General features: G+C 42.4%; 16 protein-coding genes, 1 tRNA gene and 1 pseudogene. 8 read left to right on the top strand and 10 right to left on the bottom strand.

Translation table 11 applies throughout. The features are described 5' to 3' along the window. Nucleotides 1-111: 111 nt before the first annotated feature. The 3 genes and pseudogenes from IPP77_06265 (at nt 112) to IPP77_06255 (ending at nt 2,331) form a co-directional block, all read left to right on the top strand. A complete protein-coding gene (locus IPP77_06265; protein ID MBL0309278.1) occupies nt 112-588 on the top strand; it encodes a MarR family transcriptional regulator in 477 nt (158 codons plus the stop codon). A 33-nt stretch (nt 589-621) separates the two neighbouring features. Then, nucleotides 622-1,095, top strand: coding sequence for a tRNA (adenosine(37)-N6)-threonylcarbamoyltransferase complex ATPase subunit type 1 TsaE (locus tag IPP77_06260; protein MBL0309277.1), 474 nt, complete (start codon nt 622-624; stop codon nt 1,093-1,095). Between the two features lie 14 nt (nt 1,096-1,109). Continuing rightward, nucleotides 1,110-2,331: pseudogene (locus IPP77_06255) on the top strand (alanine dehydrogenase). 44 nt (nt 2,332-2,375) lie between these two features. On the opposite strand, the gene IPP77_06250 reads toward IPP77_06255, so the two are convergent. After that, a complete protein-coding gene (locus tag IPP77_06250; GenBank protein ID MBL0309276.1) occupies nt 2,376-3,272 on the bottom strand; it encodes an EamA family transporter in 897 nt (298 codons plus the stop codon). A 77-nt stretch (nt 3,273-3,349) separates the two neighbouring features. On the opposite strand from IPP77_06250, the gene rnhA reads away from it, so the two are divergent. Then, entirely contained in the window at nt 3,350-3,811 is a 462-nt protein-coding gene (gene rnhA, locus IPP77_06245) for a ribonuclease HI (GenBank protein ID MBL0309275.1), read from the top strand. Between the two features lie 7 nt (nt 3,812-3,818). Here the strand turns inward: rnhA and IPP77_06240 are convergent, their stop codons facing one another. The 3 genes from IPP77_06240 to IPP77_06230 form a co-directional block, all read right to left on the bottom strand. After that, nucleotides 3,819-4,238 (bottom strand): nucleoside-diphosphate kinase, encoded by a 420-nt coding sequence (locus tag IPP77_06240; GenBank protein MBL0309274.1) that lies wholly within the window; start codon nt 4,236-4,238, stop codon nt 3,819-3,821. Between the two features lie 86 nt (nt 4,239-4,324). Then, on the bottom strand, nt 4,325-6,568 hold the full coding sequence (locus tag IPP77_06235) for a TonB-dependent receptor (protein MBL0309273.1): 2,244 nt from the start codon (nt 6,566-6,568) through the stop codon (nt 4,325-4,327). Nucleotides 6,569-6,721: 153 nt separating this feature from the next. After that, nucleotides 6,722-6,793: transfer RNA gene (locus IPP77_06230), tRNA-Glu, on the bottom strand. Between the two features lie 580 nt (nt 6,794-7,373). Between IPP77_06230 and IPP77_06225 the strand changes: the two genes are divergently transcribed. Continuing rightward, a complete protein-coding gene (locus IPP77_06225; GenBank protein ID MBL0309272.1) occupies nt 7,374-7,799 on the top strand; it encodes a hypothetical protein in 426 nt (141 codons plus the stop codon). A gap of 45 nt (nt 7,800-7,844) precedes the next feature. Here IPP77_06225 and IPP77_06220 read toward each other — a convergent pair whose 3' ends face one another. After that, on the bottom strand, nt 7,845-8,102 hold the full coding sequence (locus tag IPP77_06220) for a hypothetical protein (GenBank protein ID MBL0309271.1): 258 nt from the start codon (nt 8,100-8,102) through the stop codon (nt 7,845-7,847). Further along, entirely contained in the window at nt 8,068-10,359 is a 2,292-nt protein-coding gene (locus tag IPP77_06215; protein ID MBL0309270.1) for a PAS domain S-box protein, read from the bottom strand. Before IPP77_06215 ends, IPP77_06220 begins: the two co-directional genes overlap by 35 nt. 277 nt (nt 10,360-10,636) lie before the next feature. Here IPP77_06215 and IPP77_06210 point away from each other — a divergent pair, with 277 nt between their 5' ends. Continuing rightward, nucleotides 10,637-11,935 (top strand): aminotransferase class I/II-fold pyridoxal phosphate-dependent enzyme, encoded by a 1,299-nt coding sequence (locus tag IPP77_06210; GenBank protein ID MBL0309269.1) that lies wholly within the window; start codon nt 10,637-10,639, stop codon nt 11,933-11,935. Nucleotides 11,936-12,059: 124 nt separating this feature from the next. After that, nucleotides 12,060-13,712, top strand: a complete 1,653-nt coding sequence (locus IPP77_06205) for an alkaline phosphatase family protein (GenBank protein MBL0309268.1) — start codon at nt 12,060-12,062, stop codon at nt 13,710-13,712. Nucleotides 13,713-14,262: 550 nt separating this feature from the next. On the opposite strand, the gene IPP77_06200 is transcribed toward IPP77_06205, so the two are convergent. From IPP77_06200 to IPP77_06185, 4 genes are all read right to left on the bottom strand, one after another. Beyond that, the gene (locus tag IPP77_06200) at nt 14,263-14,469 is read right to left on the bottom strand and encodes a hypothetical protein (protein MBL0309267.1); all 207 of its coding nucleotides are present in this window, start codon (nt 14,467-14,469) and stop codon (nt 14,263-14,265) included. Nucleotides 14,470-14,472: 3 nt separating this feature from the next. After that, nucleotides 14,473-14,679, bottom strand: a complete 207-nt coding sequence (locus IPP77_06195) for a hypothetical protein (GenBank protein ID MBL0309266.1) — start codon at nt 14,677-14,679, stop codon at nt 14,473-14,475. A 492-nt stretch (nt 14,680-15,171) separates the two neighbouring features. Continuing rightward, nucleotides 15,172-15,963 (bottom strand): hypothetical protein, encoded by a 792-nt coding sequence (locus IPP77_06190; GenBank protein ID MBL0309265.1) that lies wholly within the window; start codon nt 15,961-15,963, stop codon nt 15,172-15,174. Between the two features lie 18 nt (nt 15,964-15,981). After that, nucleotides 15,982-16,992 (bottom strand): acyl-CoA reductase, encoded by a 1,011-nt coding sequence (locus IPP77_06185; GenBank protein MBL0309264.1) that lies wholly within the window; start codon nt 16,990-16,992, stop codon nt 15,982-15,984. A 145-nt stretch (nt 16,993-17,137) separates the two neighbouring features. Between IPP77_06185 and IPP77_06180 the strand changes: the two genes are divergently transcribed. Then, nucleotides 17,138-18,121 (top strand): D-alanine--D-alanine ligase, encoded by a 984-nt coding sequence (locus tag IPP77_06180; protein MBL0309263.1) that lies wholly within the window; start codon nt 17,138-17,140, stop codon nt 18,119-18,121. Nucleotides 18,122-18,160: the final 39 nt, after the last annotated feature.

Below are 18,160 nucleotides of genomic sequence, written 5' to 3'. Positions count from 1 at the left end.
TTATCGGCCATCTAATATTTAATTTACAGTACAGGGGGTTTATAAATAGTAGGTAGGAGATACCTTTTGGGTAGATATTACGTTATAATATTGCATACAGCCAAAGGCACAATGAGAACTATCGTTGATTTATATCCTCAATACAAGGACCAGAGCTATGGCGACCGGATACTGGTTAGCATTTACTACTTGCGTGTAATGATTGAACGCCATCTGGAAACGCGACTGGCTCCCTTCGGTATTACAGCCACACAATTCCGAACACTCTATGTTATTCGCGAGGCAAAGGAAGAAGGCATTGCTGTTTATAATCTGCGCCAGTTTGTATCTGAACCCAGCAGCAGCGACGTTTCTCGTTTGGTGGCCCGAATGGAAAAGGCCGGATGGGTGAAACGAGGTAAAAACAAGATAGATAAACGACAGGTATTGATTTTTGCCACCAAGTCCGGAGAGGAATTAATTGCCCAATTAACAAGCGACCGAAAAACATTAGAGTTGGATATGCCAGAATTGAACGAAGAGGTAGGCGAAGAATTATATCAGCATTTACAAATCTTGGTAGATTCTTTTACCAAAGCACCTAAGTAAATCAGTAAGGGGCAATCTGGCTACGTTTGCATCATGGAGAAATTGAACCTCGTTCTGAATGATTTAAGCAAACTGCCAAAAGTTGCTGAACAACTTATTTCGTTTGCTAAAGGATCAAAGGTCTTTGCCCTTCATGGTGAAATGGGCGTAGGCAAAACCACGCTGGTGAAGGAACTTTGCAGGCAATTAGGTTCCGATGATCATTTTTCCAGCCCTACATTCAGCTTGGTCAATAAATATGAAATCAAACCAGCAAAATCAGAAACCGAAAATCAGAACGCTGACCAGGCTATTCATGATTCACACTTCATTTATCATATAGATTTATACCGAATAAAATCACTGGAAGAAGCCTTGGCAGCAGGAATAGATGAATATATCACCGGTGAGGAATATTGTTTTATAGAATGGCCGAAACTTATCATTCAATTATTGCCCCATGATGCAGTGCAGGTTCATATAATCAGTGATGGTGAGGAGCGCAAAATCACTATCTTTAAAAGTTGAAAAAATAACCCCAGATGGCAGGAAAGCAAAAAGAATTTGAAGGCATCGTATCCAAATTAGGCTTAGAGCCTATGGAATCGCCGGTGATGGTGGCGCATAAAAAGGAAAAACTATTTATCGGGATTCCCAAAGAGCGCGCCTTTCAAGAGTACCGCATTGGATTGACCCCGGATTCTGTACGAACGCTCGTCGCCAACGGGCATCGTATTCTGATTGAAACCGGTGCCGGCACCGATTCGCACTTATTTGACACGGACTATTCCGAAGCCGGTGCAGAAATAACGGACAGTGCGGCAGAGGTTTTCAAGGCCGATACGATTATCAAAATATCGCCGCCAAGTATGGAAGAGATTGACATGATGCAAATGAGGCAGACGCTCATCTCTCCTATTCATCTGCCGATGCTCAAAAAAGAATATCTGCAAGCGTTGATGAAGAAAAAGATAACCGCACTGGCTTTTGAATATACGAACGATGAAACCGGGCGCTACCCTTTTGTGCGCGCCATGAGTGAAATTGCGGGGAACAGCGTCATTCTGCTGGCGGGAGAATATCTCAGCAACGCCAATCATGGAAAAGGTATTCTGTTGGGAGGCATATCGGGTGTTCCACCTGCCAAAGTGGTGATTTTGGGTTCGGGCATTGTCGGAACCTTTGCAGCCAGAGCCTGTATGGGCTTAGGCGCGATAGTTTCAGTGTTTGATAATAATGTTTATAAACTACAGCGGCTTCAGGAAAAAATTGGCGCGCGAATCTTCACCTCTACCATTGCTCCCGGCATTTTGGAGCAAGAATTACAAACAGCCGATGTAGCCATCGGAGCCATTCATTCCAAGCACGGCAGAACGCCGGTGATTGTAAGTGAAGAGATGGTGGCCAAAATGAAAGCCGGTAGTTTGATTATTGATGTGAGTATAGACCAAGGGGGCTGTTTTGAAACCTCGGAGGTGACCTCTCATGCCGAGCCGACTTTTAAAAAGTATGATGTAACCCATTATTGTGTGCCTAATATTACTTCTCGTGTCGCGCACTGCTTCACACGCTTTTTCAAATATTCTGACACCTATCCTTCTTCGTTGCGGAGAAATGAGCGGCATCAAAAATCTGATTTACGAAGACAGCGGAATTCGCAGTGGCATCTATATCTACATCGGTCATTTGACGAACGATAACCTTTCCAGAATGTTTGATATTAAAAGCAGCAATCTCGATTTGCTATTTGCAAAAAACCTTTAGTACCGCTTGGGAATAAGTTGCGCTGAACTTGTGGGAAAGAGATTTTACTCCTTTTCAGCAAAATAGCTGTGCAATATCACGGACAACAGAATTAATCCTGCTCCTACAAAAAATCCGAAGTTCAGGTTTTGATTTTCTCCAAAAATGAAGAAAGCCAATGCAATTCCGTACATCGGTTCCAGATTGATAGACAGATTGAGAGTGAATGCAGAAAGATGTTTCAGCGCATTGAGTGAAAGCGTCAATGCAATATGAGTGCAGACGATTGCAAGAATGAATAAGAGTACCCAATCTTGTGTATCCGGGTACAATTTCTCGGGTTGGAAATATTGAATATAGAAAGGCAAAATGAGTGTGAGCACCACCAGGCCTGCCGCAATTTCGTAGAAGGAAACAACATCGCTTCTTACTTCGTTCACAATGTTTTTATTAAGAATATTGAAGAACGCACCGACAAAAGCCGATAGTAGTGCGAGCACTATCCCAATAGTATAGGAATGTGTATCGGTATAAAACATAACAAAAATGCCTGCCATCGCCATCAGGCTGTAAAGCAGTTCCATCCGGTTGAATCTTTTGGGCGTAATTACCGGTTCTATTAAAGCAGTAAAAAGTGTAGTGGATGCAAAAACGCTTAGCGTGATGCTGACATTGGAATATTTGATAGCTCCATAAAATAACAACCAATGAAACATCAGCAGCACCCCGACAAAAGCTAATCGCCGAAAGGCCGTCATGGAGACACGGAAACTTCTACCGGTGAACCAAATAAATCCAGCCAGAGACAGGGTGGTAATAATCAAACGATACCAGACCAACATCCCTTCGCTTAGGTCAATTGCCTTGCCTATTACGCCCGTTGCCCCCCACAGGATGATGGACAAGTGCATCTGTATATGCGCCTTGGTGATGTCGGACTTTGAGCGGTAGGCTTGGAGCATAAAAAGAAGCGGCGCAAAAATATTCTTTTGACCTGTTTGTAAACCTACCAGGTGATAAATCTTATATTTTTACCGCGATGGCGAAAGTGGAATTATATACGGATGGCTCTGCCCGGGGCAATCCGGGTCGGGGGGGATATGGGGTAATCCTTAAATGGAATCACCATGAAAAAGAACTTTCGCAGGGTTTTCGGAAAACCACCAACAACCGCATGGAACTGCTTGCCGTAATAGTGGGCCTGGAAAGCCTGACGCGCGAAGGCATGGAAGTGGAGGTTTATTCCGATTCCAAATATGTTATAGAGCCCGTGAAAGAGCGCTGGCTATTTGGATGGGAGAAAACGGGTTTTAAGAAAAAGAAGAACCCCGACCTATGGCAGAGGTTCCTAATTGTATATCGAAAACATACCGTTCGCTTTCATTGGGTAAAAGGTCATAATGACCATCCCTTCAACGAGCGATGCGACGTGTTAGCCACCGAAGCAGCCGACAGCCGCCATCTGTTGATAGACGAGGTGTATGAACAGGTAAATTCCTAAAGGGAATCTAAAACCTTTCGAGTCCGCTGAAATGGAAAGCAGCTTCAATCGCCGCGTTTTCATCACTATCGCTACCGTGAACGGCGTTGCGTTCAATATTGGCTGCAAATAGTTTGCGAATAGTTCCGGCATCTGCATTTGCAGGATTCGTAGCTCCAATTATTTTGCGAAAATCTTCTACTGCATTGTCTTTCTCAAGAATGGCAGCGATGATGGGGCCCTCGGTCATAAAAGCAACCAATTCGCCGAAGAAGGGTCTTTCTTTGTGCACCGCATAAAACTCTTCAGCCTTTCTTTTAGGTAGTCTTGTCAGTTTCATTGCTTGGATTTTATATCCGGCAGCGATAATCATGTCTAATATTTTCCCGGTGTGACCATCTGCTACCGCATCTGGTTTTATCATAGTCAACGTAATTCTTCCAGCCATATATTTTGATTTATAGTTTTTTGCGTTTAGCCTCTATAAATGCGGGGGCGAAAATATATTTGTGGCGTGAACTTTGCAACTATTAGCTACAGAAGCGTGTAACGAAAGCCTACAAAGGCTTTGATGCCCTCCATAGTGGTGAACCCGTAGGTGGTATCAAACCGGTAGTTGAGCGGATTATCGGTTTGCACATTCCGGTTGAAAGGATCAAAGGGCCGCAGAATCGGATCTTTCTGAATAAAATTGAATAGGTTTTTGATTCCTACATAAATTTCCATGCCTTTCCTGAACTTCTTAGTTAATTGCACATTCTGTATCGTGTACCAAGGAGATTTTGTTGGCCGGAAATCATCCAGTACAGTGGCCAGCAACATAGGACTTATCAAAGTACCCGTCCAATCCAGAGATAGTTGTGGCGCCGGGAAAAGATAACTGAAAAAGAAGTTGGCCGTGAATGGGGGCGAATGTTCCGGCACTTGACGTTCTCTCTTGCCACTCTCATCCTCTTCAATCTCAAACACATAAGCATAGGTAAATCCAATGCCAATCTTAAGCGGGTAATTAAATGTAAAGCCTGCATTGGCAGAAAAACCCGTGGACATAGCGCCCCGTTTGTTGTTGGAATAAACAATGAATTTAGGATCCTCATTGTAATCAGGTTCGATAAAGTTGGTGAAATAGGTAAGAAAAACACTCGCATCCAAGTCGAGAACACCACCTTTTAACTCCTGTACCCGCGTATAGTTAGCATTACCACTGATAGTGTATTCTGGTTTGAGCGGTTCAGCGACCTTGATTTGTCGAGAACCATTCATTGCTCCAAATCCTTCGTTCAATAAGTTTGCCACCCGGTATCCAGTTCCTACGCCAATCCTTACCACATGCTTCTCATCTTTTGAATTCCACTTATAGTTGATGCGGGGAGTAAATACAGGTCCAGCATTTTGACTATACTCAAACCGAACTCCTGCCACTAACTTGTGATACTTTCCGAAAGACATTTCATCCTCAATAAAAACACCCCCGATATGATTATATCTTTTGGGGATGCTACCTGAGTCAATGGAAACACCAGTATTATCAGTATAATAATTCAGGCGGTATAAGGCTCCCATCAATAAATCATTTACTCGATCTATCTTTTTATTCCAGGTAAGTTGTGAGAAACCAGTGCGTTGTCGCCCGTTAAAACGGCTTATCCCATAAATAGCTTTTTGATAATGTTCGCTATAATCCACCCGAAGCACCATTTGGTCTTTTACAGGGAGTTGATAATGAAACCCGACTTGCCATTGGTTAGTCTTAATCCATTCTGAATAATAGTCGGGGTTTCCCGCTATTCGCCCGGGAATATCTTTCTGTCCTCCAAACCGGTCTTCATACAAGAATCGTCCGTAGATATAAGTCAAGCCGCTATCCTTTCGATCAAACTGCCACTTATTAAAGACAGAAATACGATTCGTGAGTGGGATGTCCATAAAGTTATCCTTATTCAAATCCCACCTGTACTGCGAAGTTTGCCCGCTAACAGATACCATAGAGGTTGCCCGATGAATTCTGAAAGAAGTCGTGATATCAGCATTTGCATCTAAATAGGAATCCAAAGACGCATTTACATGAAGTTTGGGAGTGTTCGTTGGTGATTTTGTTTTGATGTTAATTACACCGGCTATAGCCTCCGAGCCGTAAAGCGCCGAAGCGGAACCCTTCAAAATCTCAATTTTCTCCACCATGCTCATAGGTATCGCGTTCAAAGCATATATCCCTGCTAAACCATTCATTGCCGGAACACCATCAATCAAAATCATAGAATAATTCCCTTCTAATCCGTTTATCTGGATGTCGGTAGTATTGGTAACCCCATTATCTATATCAGGGAAAATGCCGTTGACGTTTCGTAGTGCATCCCAAATATTATTTACCGGATTTCGTTGAAAGTATTTAGTGGTATAGACATCCACTGGAGTAACACTTTGCAGTTTGGTTACTTCTTTCAAACTACCGGTAATGACAATTTCTTTGAGATGTGAAGTCAGTTCAATCAATGTTACCTTCACCTCAGTGATTTCACCCAACTTAACTTCTACCTCATCCTGAAAAAACTCGTATCCGATAAAACTTATTCGGAGTTGGTATTTCCCAACCGGAACCTGTTTTAGTTCAAAATACCCTTGCTTATCGGTATTAGTTCCTATATCTGTTCTTAGGAGAACCACAGATGCAAATTCCAATTTTTCATCGTCACCACTTACCATACCAATCAAAGTGCCCACGGACTGTGGAAAGGAAAAAAGTGGAGTGAGTAATAAAGGAATAAGTAACCTTTTCATCAAGGATATAAATATAAGGAATGTGCTAATATGCTGGCTATCAAGAAAGAATTTGCATCACCAGAAAGGCTAATTGTACTACTTGTCCAAGTAGAAAGTGTAAAAAGCAAAATGCGGAGAATTCGTATGAAACGTATTCTCCGCATTTTTGAGTAGCGCGTAGGGGAATCGAACCCCTCTTCCCTCCGTGAAAGGGAGATGTCCTAACCGATAGACGAACGCGCCCTTTCCAAAGAGGCGGCAAAAATATTATTTTTTCTAAGGCATAAAAATTTAGGATAATAATATTCGGATAAAATTGTAGGATACCGATAACAGAGAAGACTTATATGGTTAGGTCTAATTACTTGGTTATCCATGCTTTTGGCTTCGTATTCAGGGCAATCTGCCTTTCTAATCTGCCATTAGCCGATTCATCTTCGATATGTTTTGGCTAAAAATCATAAAAGATGAAATCTATCCAAAATTACGTTTTCGTCCTTTTTCTCGTTCAAGATATAAAGACTTTCCGAAACTTGATTAAAGTGGGGACAATGTATATCAGGTAGTTCTCCCTTTGTGATAATTATGATGAAAGTCATAAACGATAAATGTTGTTTATCATGTTAATAGACTCTACAAGCAAATACATTTGCGCAAGCTATAATTGAAAGAAACAATTAGGAGAAGCGGAAGTATAATTCATTCATGTAATTAGAGGTTTGCAATAAAGGAGTTACAGAAGGAGGTAGGACGATTTAGTTTTTCAAAAAAAGGTGTAGCGCATTAATTAAAAAAAAGAGAGAGAAAACAGAGGTTTATGACTATGGAAATACTAATCAAAGATTCAAGAACCATTTTGGATATTCAAAAGGAGTTTAACCTTGAGTTTCCATTTTTGAAACTTGAATTTTTCAATACTCCTCATTCTGTAGCTGCCCCCTCAGCAAAATCAACCATCTATTCTTCGGAACGAACACTTGGAACCTGTCGTAAAGTTCATAACGAGGGGGCCTTGTATATCAGTCCAGAAAATACCGTGGCGCAAGTGGAATCCGAACTTTGGGAAAAATTCGGTTTATCCACTCAGATATTTCGCAAATCGGGCAGACTCTGGATTGAAACCAGTTTAACCGATTCATGGACTTTAGAGCGACAAAACCGCGAAGGTCTTGAAATGAACGAAAAGCAGCGCAATCCATATTTGGATGCTGCCGAAGATGACCGCACTGACCGCGACAAGTGGGACTAAATTCTATTATCCTTTTCGGTTAATAACTTATAGCAGTTTAACGATTCAGCTCTCAGTAAGCGTTGCTTCTTTGCTCTTGGGTAACGTGAAATAGAAAGTGGTACCCACCCCTTTTTCAGATTCAGCCCAAATTTCACCTCCATGCTTTTCCACTACCTTTTGGCAGACTGCCAAGCCTATTCCGGTTCCCTGAAATTCACTATCGGTATGTAGTCGTTTGAAAATCTTAAATATCTGTGAAGCATACTGTTGATCAAAGCCAATACCGTTATCTCGAGCAGAGGAATTTCCAAAAATCACCATTATCTTCCACTCGAAGGTTAACAGTCTTTTTCTCAGACCGATTGTACTTAATCCCATTTTCAACTAGGTTTTGGAATAATTCTGTCAGCATCGTTTCATTACCGCTCACCATTGGAAGTTCATCGAACGTAACCGTAGCATTATTGGACACAATATTTTCATGAAGGCCTTTCAATACTTTATTTACAATAGAGTTAAGCGGAATGTTACCGCTTATCAGTTCGATCTGCTGGTCAAGACGAGAATATTGTAAAATGTCACGAATCAGGTCGCTCATTTTGTTTGCTCCGTCTATAGAGAAGTTGACAAATTCCTGCGCTTCCGGAGTTAGCTGGTCCAAATGCTTTCTCTTCAACAGAGATAGATAAGAAATAACCGTGCGAATGGGTTGCTTCATATCATGACTCACGATATAGGCAAACTCTTCCAATTCCTTGTTGGATTTCGCCAGATTTTTGGCTTTTGTAATTAACTCCTCCTGCGCCTCTTTCAATTCAGTAATATCACGGATAATAATCAGATACTCCTTGACTTTGAACGGTGCAATGATCACCTTGAAGAATCGCCCTTGATGGATGGTTTTATCCTGATATTCAAACGAGGAAGCAATTTCGGTATCTATCACTTCATTCAATGCAGAACTAAATTGCTGCGCAATAGCATCGGGCATCAGCTCACTAAAGGTTCTTCCTATCAAACCATAGTCCGGGATATAATCAGGAAGTGTGGAATAGTTATTGGTTCCGGTAAATGCCCCTTCCTTGTTGATAATATAAAGCCAGTCAGGTAACGCCCGAAGAATAGATTCATTGGTCATTTGCGCCTCGTGCAAACGGATTTCAGTTCGTAGGCGCGTAAAGGCATTTGACACCATGTTGCCAATCAATCCAAAGAAACTCGACTGATTCTCATAGGTACTTTCATCAAATACAAATATCACGAAGCCATTCACGATGTTGCCACTTTGCAATGGAATGATATAAAACCGTTTATCCGAAACATCTAGTTGCTTGAGTGCTTGTATTTCATATAATTTATCTGTGGAAAAATAACTTCCATGTGACGACTTATCTCCGCGAAGTGAGCGAAGGAAAATCAATAATTGCTGGTGAATTCTAATGGTAAGATTAAAATGATCTTTCAGTTCCTGACTACTATCAGAAAACCACTGGTTGGTGGAAAGAAACTCATCCTGTAGTTTTCCGTGAGTATGGTAAACCAATACCGCATCGGCGTGCAGCATATGACCAAATTCACCCAGCGCTGAATTGATACTCCGCTGTATTTCAGATCTTTCTACATTAATAAACTGGTTAGAAAATTTAATGAGCATTTCTTCCACTTCCAACTGTTGGTGAATTTCAGCCTCGAGTTTCTTGCGCACTTCAATATCACGGGTTTCAATGAAGATGAGTTTAATCGTATCACTCTTCTCTTGCCGGAAACTGCTGAAAATACTTTCAACCCATATATCAATTCCTCCGATAGAAGTAATCCGGTATTCAATACTTTGTTTCACTTCGGGGCTTAATTTTATCGCTTCTAAAGCCTTTAAAACCTTTTCATGATCCTCCGTATTTACCAATGTTTGAAAGTTTTTACCGCTCAAATCTGAAAACTTAAATCCGCTCAACTCTTGAATGGATGGGTTGATGTAAACCAAATTAAAATCGGTATCCACGATACTTTGAATATCTCGTGCACTTTCGCTGATAGATTTAAACTGGATCGCGCTGCCACCCGAAATTTGGGTCAGCCGCATTCGATATAAACCGTTACTGAAATTTCCAATCAACACAAACACGAACATCAGGATCTGTTCCGGATGTAAAAGTATCGGTTTGTAATCTCGGTTTATATATACTGCAATAGCAAAGATGGAAAACTCAAAAATTGAAATAGCAATCAATTCCCTGCGGGAGTCCAGCATCTGGCTGGTTACAAAAAAGACGGCATAACAGACAAATAGGTAGAAGGATTCTTGATATACTTTAGATGCCTCATCAGGAATACGAGCACTGGCGGCAAATCCCAGCACTAGGTTGAAGTTGACAAAATAAACCAACACGTTGAAAACTAACGAAGTGTATTTCCGGTATTTGGTAAAAGAGATAATCAAGAGAACGATGCTCAACACCGTACCGGTGCCCCAGACTATCGGCGGGTCAGTAGTAGTATGCGTAGGAGAGTTGATAATCTCTATCAGATTACCAACGGCATACATCATGAACGTCAGGGAAGCCAATGATCCTTTCATTCCAATATGCATCCAACCGAAAGAAACGTATAATCCTTTTAACCAGAAGATTCTTTTGGTTCAAATATAAATAGAATGCAAGCACAATTTAGTGGACAATGCAAACATCTCTGTGATTATTTATCACTTCCGGCTTTATATAAATGTAACTCATCGTTACATCTTTGGATTCGTAAGGCAACGTTCTTTAAAAAAAATCAACCGGTAGCCTCCGTTCAAAAAAAGAGTTATAACTAAACCGTTTATCTATTAATAATCATTTAACCCCTCATTCATTATGAAAAAAGAGTTCATCGAAATCATCAACCAACATGCTTCCAAAGGAAAGGAACTAGGCTTCTATCATTTAATGACAGAAGATGAGCAGTTTGATGGCAGAATAATTACCGTGAAGGGTAAGCCATACAAATTCTTCAGTTCATGCAGCTACCTTGGTTTAGAGACCAACGAAAAGATGAAAGAGGCAGCGATAGATGCTGTAAAAAGATACGGAACTCAATTCTCTAGCTCGCGCATGACGGTGTCTATGGGTATGTATGAAGAGATCGAGGGTTTGTTGGGCGACATCATGGGTAAACCGGTTTATCTGGCACCAACTACCAGCTTGGGGCATATTGCTATCATCCCCACCATCATGGATGAAAACGATGCCATCATCATGGATCAACAGGTGCATAATAGCGTGAAGAATGCTGTGCAAATGGTGAAACCGGATGGAGTGCATACCGAAATCATCAAACACAACCGTCTTGATTATTTAGAAACACGCATCCAGATACTTCGTCAGAATTATAACCGCGTATGGTATATGGCCGACAGTGTTTATTCCATGTATGGTGATGTCGCCCCTTTCGGCGAGATTTATGAACTACTGAATAAATACGAACAGTTCCATTTATACGTTGACGACGCTCACGGCATGAGTTGGAGTGGCAAGCACGGACGCGGATATGTTTTATCTAAAATCCCTTACCACCCGCGCATGATTGTAACCTCCTCGCTCGCCAAGGGTTTTGGAAGTTGCGGTGGCCTACTCTCCTTCTATGACGAAGAACAAAAAGTATTAGTGCGCAATGCCAGCAGCCCGAGTATTTTCTCCGGTCCGCTACAACCTGCCATTCTGGGCGCCAGCATAGCATCTGCCAAAATTCACCTGAGCGATGAAATCGAAACACTTCAAGATAATTTGTTTGAACGCATCTTCTACTTCACTCAAACAGCCGCTCGATTTGGTATCCCGGTGATACAGAAAGAAATGACCCCTATCTTCTTCGTAGCCATCGGCAAAAAAGAAGTGAACTACAAACTCTCTCACGTGTTGATGGATGCTGGATATTATTGTATGAATACAGTATTTCCTGCGGTGCCAATGAAAAATTCCGGTTTGCGCATTACCGTCACCAACCACAATACATTGAAAGATATAGAAGGCATTCTCGGAACTATTGCCGAAGCCCTTCCACGTATTTTGGAAGAAGAGAACTATTCTCTGGAAGAGATTTATAAAGACTTTGGTATCTCGACTCCAAACCAAGATATTCTTGCTCAACCTTACGAGCGCAGAAAAATTGCGTAGCATCCATTCCCCTAATCCTAACCAGAGAATCCTGCCCTTATCCGGCGGGATTTTTTTTGTCCCTATGTCAGTAGCCCTTATATCATAAGTCTGAAACATTACTTTTAACGCTTCAAAACATCTTATGAAAAATCCGATTCGCACTCTTGCCCTGCTTTTCCTGTTTATAAATTTCACTCATTTCCTCACAGCACAAACTACGGAAGATGATCAGGAAAATCCGCGACCTAAACTGGTCGTCGGCTTGGTGGTGGACCAGATGCGCTGGGATTATCTTTATCGTTATGCTGAAAAGTATGGCAACGATGGGTTTAAAAGATTGCTTCGCGAAGGTTTGAGTTGCGAAAACACCCACATCAATTACTTCCCCAGCTACACCGCCGTAGGCCATACCAGTATCTACACCGGCTCCGTGCCCGCCATACACGGCATCGTGGGCAACGATTGGTACGACCGCCCTTCTAAAAAACGGATTTATTGTGTATTAGATAATTCAGAATCCATCATCGGTACCGGTCAGATAAAAGGAAACGTTTCGCCGCGAAATTTACTAACCACTACTATTACCGACGAGTTGAAACTCGCCACCAATTTCAAATCCAAGACCATCGCTATTGCGCTGAAAGATCGAAGTTCCATCTTGCCCGGCGGCCATACTGCCGATGCCGCATATATGCTCGATGGCTCTTCCGGCAATTTTGTTTCTTCTTCTTATTACATGAAATCCCTACCATCTTGGGTCAAGGATTTTAACGCAAAAAAAATGGCAGCCACCTATATTCAGCAAAACTGGAGTACGGTTCTCCCCATCGCACGTTATTGGGAAAGCACCGGTGATGATGAATTGTTTGAACGCCCCTACAAAGGCGAATCCAAACCAGTCTTTACCCATAATCTGAAAGAACTGGTCAAATCCACTCCGGGAATTATTTCTGCTACTCCTTTCGGAAACAATTTAACCTTGGACTTTGCCAAAGCCGCCATCGAAGCAGAACTTATGGGGCACGGTGCCGCAACAGATTTTCTGGCGGTCAGCCTTTCTTCAACGGATTATATCGGTCATCAATTTGGCCCAAATAGTATTGAGGCAGAAGACTGCTACATCCGTCTGGATCGGGAGCTCGCTTCGTTTCTCAAATTTTTGGATGATAAAGTGGGCGAGGATAATTACCTGCTCTTTCTGACCGCCGACCACGGCGCTGCTCATGCTGCTGATTTCGCTAAAAGCAAAAAAATTCCCGCAGGCGTGCTCATTCCCGATTCCGTAAAGCAAGAAGTCAATCAGGCGCTGCGCGCCGAGTTGGGTGAGGGCAACTGGGTAGAATATTTTGAGAATATGCAGGTCTATCTCAACCACGCCCTCATCAAAGAAAAAGGTATTTCTCGCGAAAAAATCTATACCATTATTAAAGACGATTTGATGAAGTGGCAATCTGTGGCCAACGTGGTGGATCTCGATAACCTCGCCGCGTCCAACCTTCAACCCGACCTCAAAAGCATTGTCGCCAACGGAGTTAATCCCAAACGCTGTGGCGATATACAAATCATTTATCAGCCCGCGTGGCTCGATGATTTCCCCCAAGGCACTACCCACGGAACGGTCTATCCTTATGACACCCACATCCCTTTGCTTTGGTACGGATGGAACGTTTCCCAAGGCAAAACATTTGTACCGGTCAACATGACCGACATCGCCCCCACCCTGGCCGCCCTGTTGCATATCCAAGAACCAAACGGCTCTATCGGAAAGGTAATTTTACCGTTGTTGGAGCGGTAATTTTCAGGTTTTCATCCTTCATCCTTTGCAAGATAAGTTAGATGGATAATTGGTTTTCAACCAAAGGCTATAACCCTGATGGCATTGAAACAAGACAACGTCACCCACATTCGCTAAACACATTCCCTTCCTAATTCTTTAAAATTATTTGGGCGGCAGCCGGGCTTTCACTCCAATCTTTTCCCGCTGATAAAGGCGGAAAAAGGATTTCCGTTCTATCCCTGCCGCACCCTCCCGTCCACGCTTCGTCCAACCTAGAACGGTGACACAGTTCTAATCCTTTTTGCCGCTTCAATCATCGTTCATCCCTACGGGATTAGGTAAATGGATGCTTGTTTTTCTACCAAAGGTATCAACCCTACGGGTTGAAAACCAGAACTGCGTATCATTCATAAATAGCGCACATCAAGTTCCGCAGGAACTATCTTTTGGCAGGAAAGATAAGCCCCCTCTTTTCTAAACTACAAAAGTTTCTAAAACTTTTGTAGTCTTCTTCGTTCTACCAAAGGCATCAACTTACGGGTTGAAACACAAGATAAAGCAACATTCATTAATGGCAGCTATCAAGTTCCGTAGGAACTACCCTTTGGTAGAAAAGGATAATCCCCCTGTTACAAGCCCCATCGGGGCGGACGGCAAGTACCTGATCGGAAGATATATTCTCTTCGTTCATCCCTACGGGATTTGAAATTCTGAAGGTTATCGTATCTACCAAAAGCATCAACCCTACGGGTTGAAACACAAGATAAAGCAACATTCATTAATGGCAGCTATCAAGTTCCGTAGGAACTACCCTTTGGTAGAAAAGGATAATCCCACTGTTACAAGCCCCATCGGGGCGGACGGCAAGTACCTGATCCGAAGATATATTCTCATCGTTCATCCCTACGAGATTTGAAATTCTGAAGGCCATCGTATCTACCAAAGGCATCAACCCTACGAGTTGAAGACCAAGATAGCGTATCATTCATGAAGAACGCACATCAAGTTCCGTAGGAACTATCTTTTGGTAGAAGAAACTCTCCCCCTTCTTTTCCTCTTCTATCTATTATCCCGACAAACAATTAAGGGATTTTGAAGAGGATGAAACAAGCTTTCCCAAAGCCCCGACATGTTTCCCAATAATTAAACCCTATAATTACACATCCCCCTATGCCATATACACAATTAGATAAGACCTATACACATTTATAGAAGATATTTACACAATCAAATAATACAAATACACTTTTAGATTGTACATATACACACATCAAATAGCCTACTACACAATATTTAAATACACATACACACTATTAAAAGTGCATTACACTGTATTATCAGATAGATACACATTATTGAGATACAAGTATACAATGTATTCAGACAGATTAACAATCGAATCAGACCAACACACAATAGCCTAAGATATGTTCAAAGTGCCCTCCTCTCCCATCAAAACACGCCCAAGGCTGGGCGATTAAGCCATTCGCTTGAACCTTTTAATCCTGATTTTGGTCACCAACCTGGCTTCGTCGGTCTTTGGGCCGAAAACGCTGCGCACATAGTTCTTCACCTTGAGCGAAATATCTACCATGCCCGTATCCTTCTCATACAATAGATGGTTTCTCCTTATCCGAGCATTCTGTATGGGAGCGATGACGGTCAAACCAATATTGTCATTCAAGCCTTTGAGCTGAATTAAGAGCGCTTCCAAACTCGCCACCTTCAAATCGGTTTCGTTAGGCGCATATTCAGGAACCACTTTCAGCAGTTCAATATATTGATCAAAATAATTCACCTGCTGCACAAAACTACGATGGCTGTTGCTCACCCAATCTTTATCTGCGGGAGCCGTTTCGTCGGTTTCGGTTTGCTTTTTCTTTTTCCGGTGCTGCGGTTTGAACCGTTTGGCCAATCCCTTGCCATCGCGGATGACCTCCTCATTTGCCCCAGAAGCATTTAAAGAATTCTGAACACGCGTAATCAACTTAGACAATGGTTGAAAGGCAATCTCGCGTTGGTTGATATGTGCTTTGCTAGTCGCCAGCACCGAACTGACCACCTCATTTTGTGCATCGGCGGCCAACCATAAATTATGAAGACTCACAATCGAAATGTTGGGATTGGTGGGTTGATAACGCACCCCGTAACTCACGCAACAATCATAAATCCTTTTGAAATTGTAGATATTGATGACATGACCGGTCTCTGATTTGCTCGTCGTAGCCGATGGTTTATTTGGATAATCCAAAAATAACTGATGCGCCATAAAAAGACAATAATAGTTTTAGCCTAAATCCATCAAAAATTGTACCGTATCTACTCCATCTGCATAATCCCACAGTTCCGGGTGTTGCGACTGCCCAAAGGCAACCGAAGATTGGCTCTTCCACCTAGCCGGTTCACCCGAAACAACGCACTGAATTCTTTCGGCATGTAAATCAAGCAATTCCTGTAATTGCTTTTCTTCCGAATAAAATTCATAATTCAATGTAGCAATGGGAGAAGGGATAGCCGGATTTTCGCAAAGCATTATGAACTCGTTGGCCAAGTGCGGCAGCTTGTTGAGCATCAAGATAGTGCGCTGATAATCATAATTATTCATGAACTTATTGTGTTCATGCATCCATTTATAGTCGGCGAAATGAGGAAAAAGTACGCGCACGTCATAGCTGGTGGGCACATAGAGTTTGGAAACATTGCGGCAGCCAAAGCCAAAGTACAGAAAGAGGTCCTGAGCCAAGTCATGCAGTTGGGCATCGGTTTCTTTGCCGTTCAAAATAGCTACCGAGTTACGATTGCGCCGAAGAATTTTTGGATAAGGACGAAAGTAATATTCAAAATAGCGGTTGGTATTATCGCTTCCCGTAGCAATCACGGCATCAAAGCCTTTCAGGGTTTCAACAAATTCCACTTTAGCTTTCAAACCCGTATCTATTTCTGCCAACAGATTGAAAACCACCGGAAAAAGCTCATCATCTTTCGACGACAGTTTAATTTTCATTCCGCAACCAGCCACATAGCAACAAAGGAAATCGTGAAAGCCCACCAGAGGCAGATTGCCCGCCATAATCAGGCCGATGGTTTTGCTGCTATCCTTCATTTGATATGCCGAAAGCCACTGACGAAGTTTTTGTTCGTCAAGCATTTGATGAATAATGGCATCCAGACTTTGTTGAACAAATCGAGGAACGAACCAAGTGTTCTTTTGCCCGGCGGTTTGTATCAGTCCTTTGATTTGACCCGAAGATTGGAGGCGCTGGGCGAGTTGTACTAAATATTTGATGCGGTCGTTCATATTGATAAATGGGCGAAGGATGGCGGTTGTCTAAAATTCCATGCACGAAAATAGGATTGTTCGCTTTGTTGAAAAGATAATCGCCCGCCAACCGTTGGAAAGAATTTTCTTTATCTAATCAAATCTAAACCATACATCAATCAATATGAAAAAGAATATCGCCGTCATTACGGGTGGGGAAGCCAGCGAAAGGGGTATATCGCTCAAGAGCGCCGAGGTAGTTTGTAAGCACCTCGATAAGGATAAATACAACGTCTATAAAATCATCATCGAGGGAGGTGATTGGATGGTAGAGCGCGATAATCCTACACGCATTTTGATTGATAAAAATGATTTCAGCTTTTCGATAAGCGGCAATAAGGTTAAGTTCGATGCGGTGTTCATCGCATTGCACGGAACTCCGGCAGAAGATGGAAAGTTGCAAGGCTATTTTGACATGCAGCACATTCCTTATAACGCTTGTGGCGTGTTGCAAGCAGCCCTGACTTTTGACAAACTTCGGTGTAAGGATTATCTCGCGCAATTTGGAATAAAGACCGCCAAAGCCATGCTGCTTCGGAAGAACGAAAAGAATCCGGAGGCTGCACAAATCATTTCTTCTCTTTCGCTTCCGCTCTTTGTGAAACCAAATCAAAATGGTTCGAGCTATGGCGCCGCCAAGGTGGAGAAAGAAGCAGAACTAAGTCCCGCAATCGAAAACGCCTTTAAATATGATACCGAGGTTTTGATTGAAGAATTCATTGCAGGAACCGAGGTTACTTGCGGCCTCATCACCCACAAAGGAGAGGTGATTGCTTTTCCGCTAACGGAAATCAGAAGTAAGAATTCTTTTTTTGATTATCAGGCGAAATATGAAGGGCTTTCACAAGAAGTTACTCCTGCAGAGATTGATGATAAATTGGGAAAGGAGATTCAGCAAACCTCTATAGCCATCTATCGCCGCTTGAGTTTTAAAGGAATGGCGCGAATAGATTACATCATCCGAAAGGGCGAATATTTTATGTTAGAGGTAAACTCTGTTCCGGGCCTCAGCGAAGAGAGCATTGTGCCGCAACAAGCGCGTGCTGCGGGCATCAGTTTGAAGGAATTATTTGAAATTTCGGTGGAAGAAGCAATAGGGAGGGATTAAGTCAAAACAAAAAAGCAACCCATAAAGGGTTGCTTTTTG

The organism is Bacteroidota bacterium, assembly GCA_016722375.1.
Lineage (GTDB): Bacteria > Bacteroidota > Bacteroidia > Chitinophagales > LD1 > Bog-950.
This window is presented reverse-complemented; position numbering and strand designations above follow the sequence as displayed.

Excerpts from the sequence above, each read along its gene's own strand:
- IPP77_06265 (MBL0309278.1), top strand. The coding sequence starts at position 112 with ATGAGAACTATCGTTGATTTATATCCTCAATACAAGGACCAGAGCTAT.
- IPP77_06260 (MBL0309277.1), top strand. The coding sequence starts at position 622 with ATGGAGAAATTGAACCTCGTTCTGAATGATTTAAGCAAACTGCCAAAA.
- IPP77_06250 (MBL0309276.1), bottom strand. The coding sequence starts at position 3,272 with ATGCTCCAAGCCTACCGCTCAAAGTCCGACATCACCAAGGCGCATATA.
- rnhA (MBL0309275.1), top strand. The coding sequence starts at position 3,350 with ATGGCGAAAGTGGAATTATATACGGATGGCTCTGCCCGGGGCAATCCG.
- IPP77_06240 (MBL0309274.1), bottom strand. The coding sequence starts at position 4,238 with ATGGCTGGAAGAATTACGTTGACTATGATAAAACCAGATGCGGTAGCA.
- IPP77_06235 (MBL0309273.1), bottom strand. The coding sequence starts at position 6,568 with ATGAAAAGGTTACTTATTCCTTTATTACTCACTCCACTTTTTTCCTTT.
- IPP77_06225 (MBL0309272.1), top strand. The coding sequence starts at position 7,374 with ATGGAAATACTAATCAAAGATTCAAGAACCATTTTGGATATTCAAAAG.
- IPP77_06220 (MBL0309271.1), bottom strand. The coding sequence starts at position 8,102 with ATGGTGATTTTTGGAAATTCCTCTGCTCGAGATAACGGTATTGGCTTT.
- IPP77_06215 (MBL0309270.1), bottom strand. The coding sequence starts at position 10,359 with ATGAAAGGATCATTGGCTTCCCTGACGTTCATGATGTATGCCGTTGGT.
- IPP77_06210 (MBL0309269.1), top strand. The coding sequence starts at position 10,637 with ATGAAAAAAGAGTTCATCGAAATCATCAACCAACATGCTTCCAAAGGA.
- IPP77_06205 (MBL0309268.1), top strand. The coding sequence starts at position 12,060 with ATGAAAAATCCGATTCGCACTCTTGCCCTGCTTTTCCTGTTTATAAAT.
- IPP77_06200 (MBL0309267.1), bottom strand. The coding sequence starts at position 14,469 with ATGTTGCTTTATCTTGTGTTTCAACCCGTAGGGTTGATGCTTTTGGTA.
- IPP77_06195 (MBL0309266.1), bottom strand. The coding sequence starts at position 14,679 with ATGATACGCTATCTTGGTCTTCAACTCGTAGGGTTGATGCCTTTGGTA.
- IPP77_06190 (MBL0309265.1), bottom strand. The coding sequence starts at position 15,963 with ATGGCGCATCAGTTATTTTTGGATTATCCAAATAAACCATCGGCTACG.
- IPP77_06185 (MBL0309264.1), bottom strand. The coding sequence starts at position 16,992 with ATGAACGACCGCATCAAATATTTAGTACAACTCGCCCAGCGCCTCCAA.
- IPP77_06180 (MBL0309263.1), top strand. The coding sequence starts at position 17,138 with ATGAAAAAGAATATCGCCGTCATTACGGGTGGGGAAGCCAGCGAAAGG.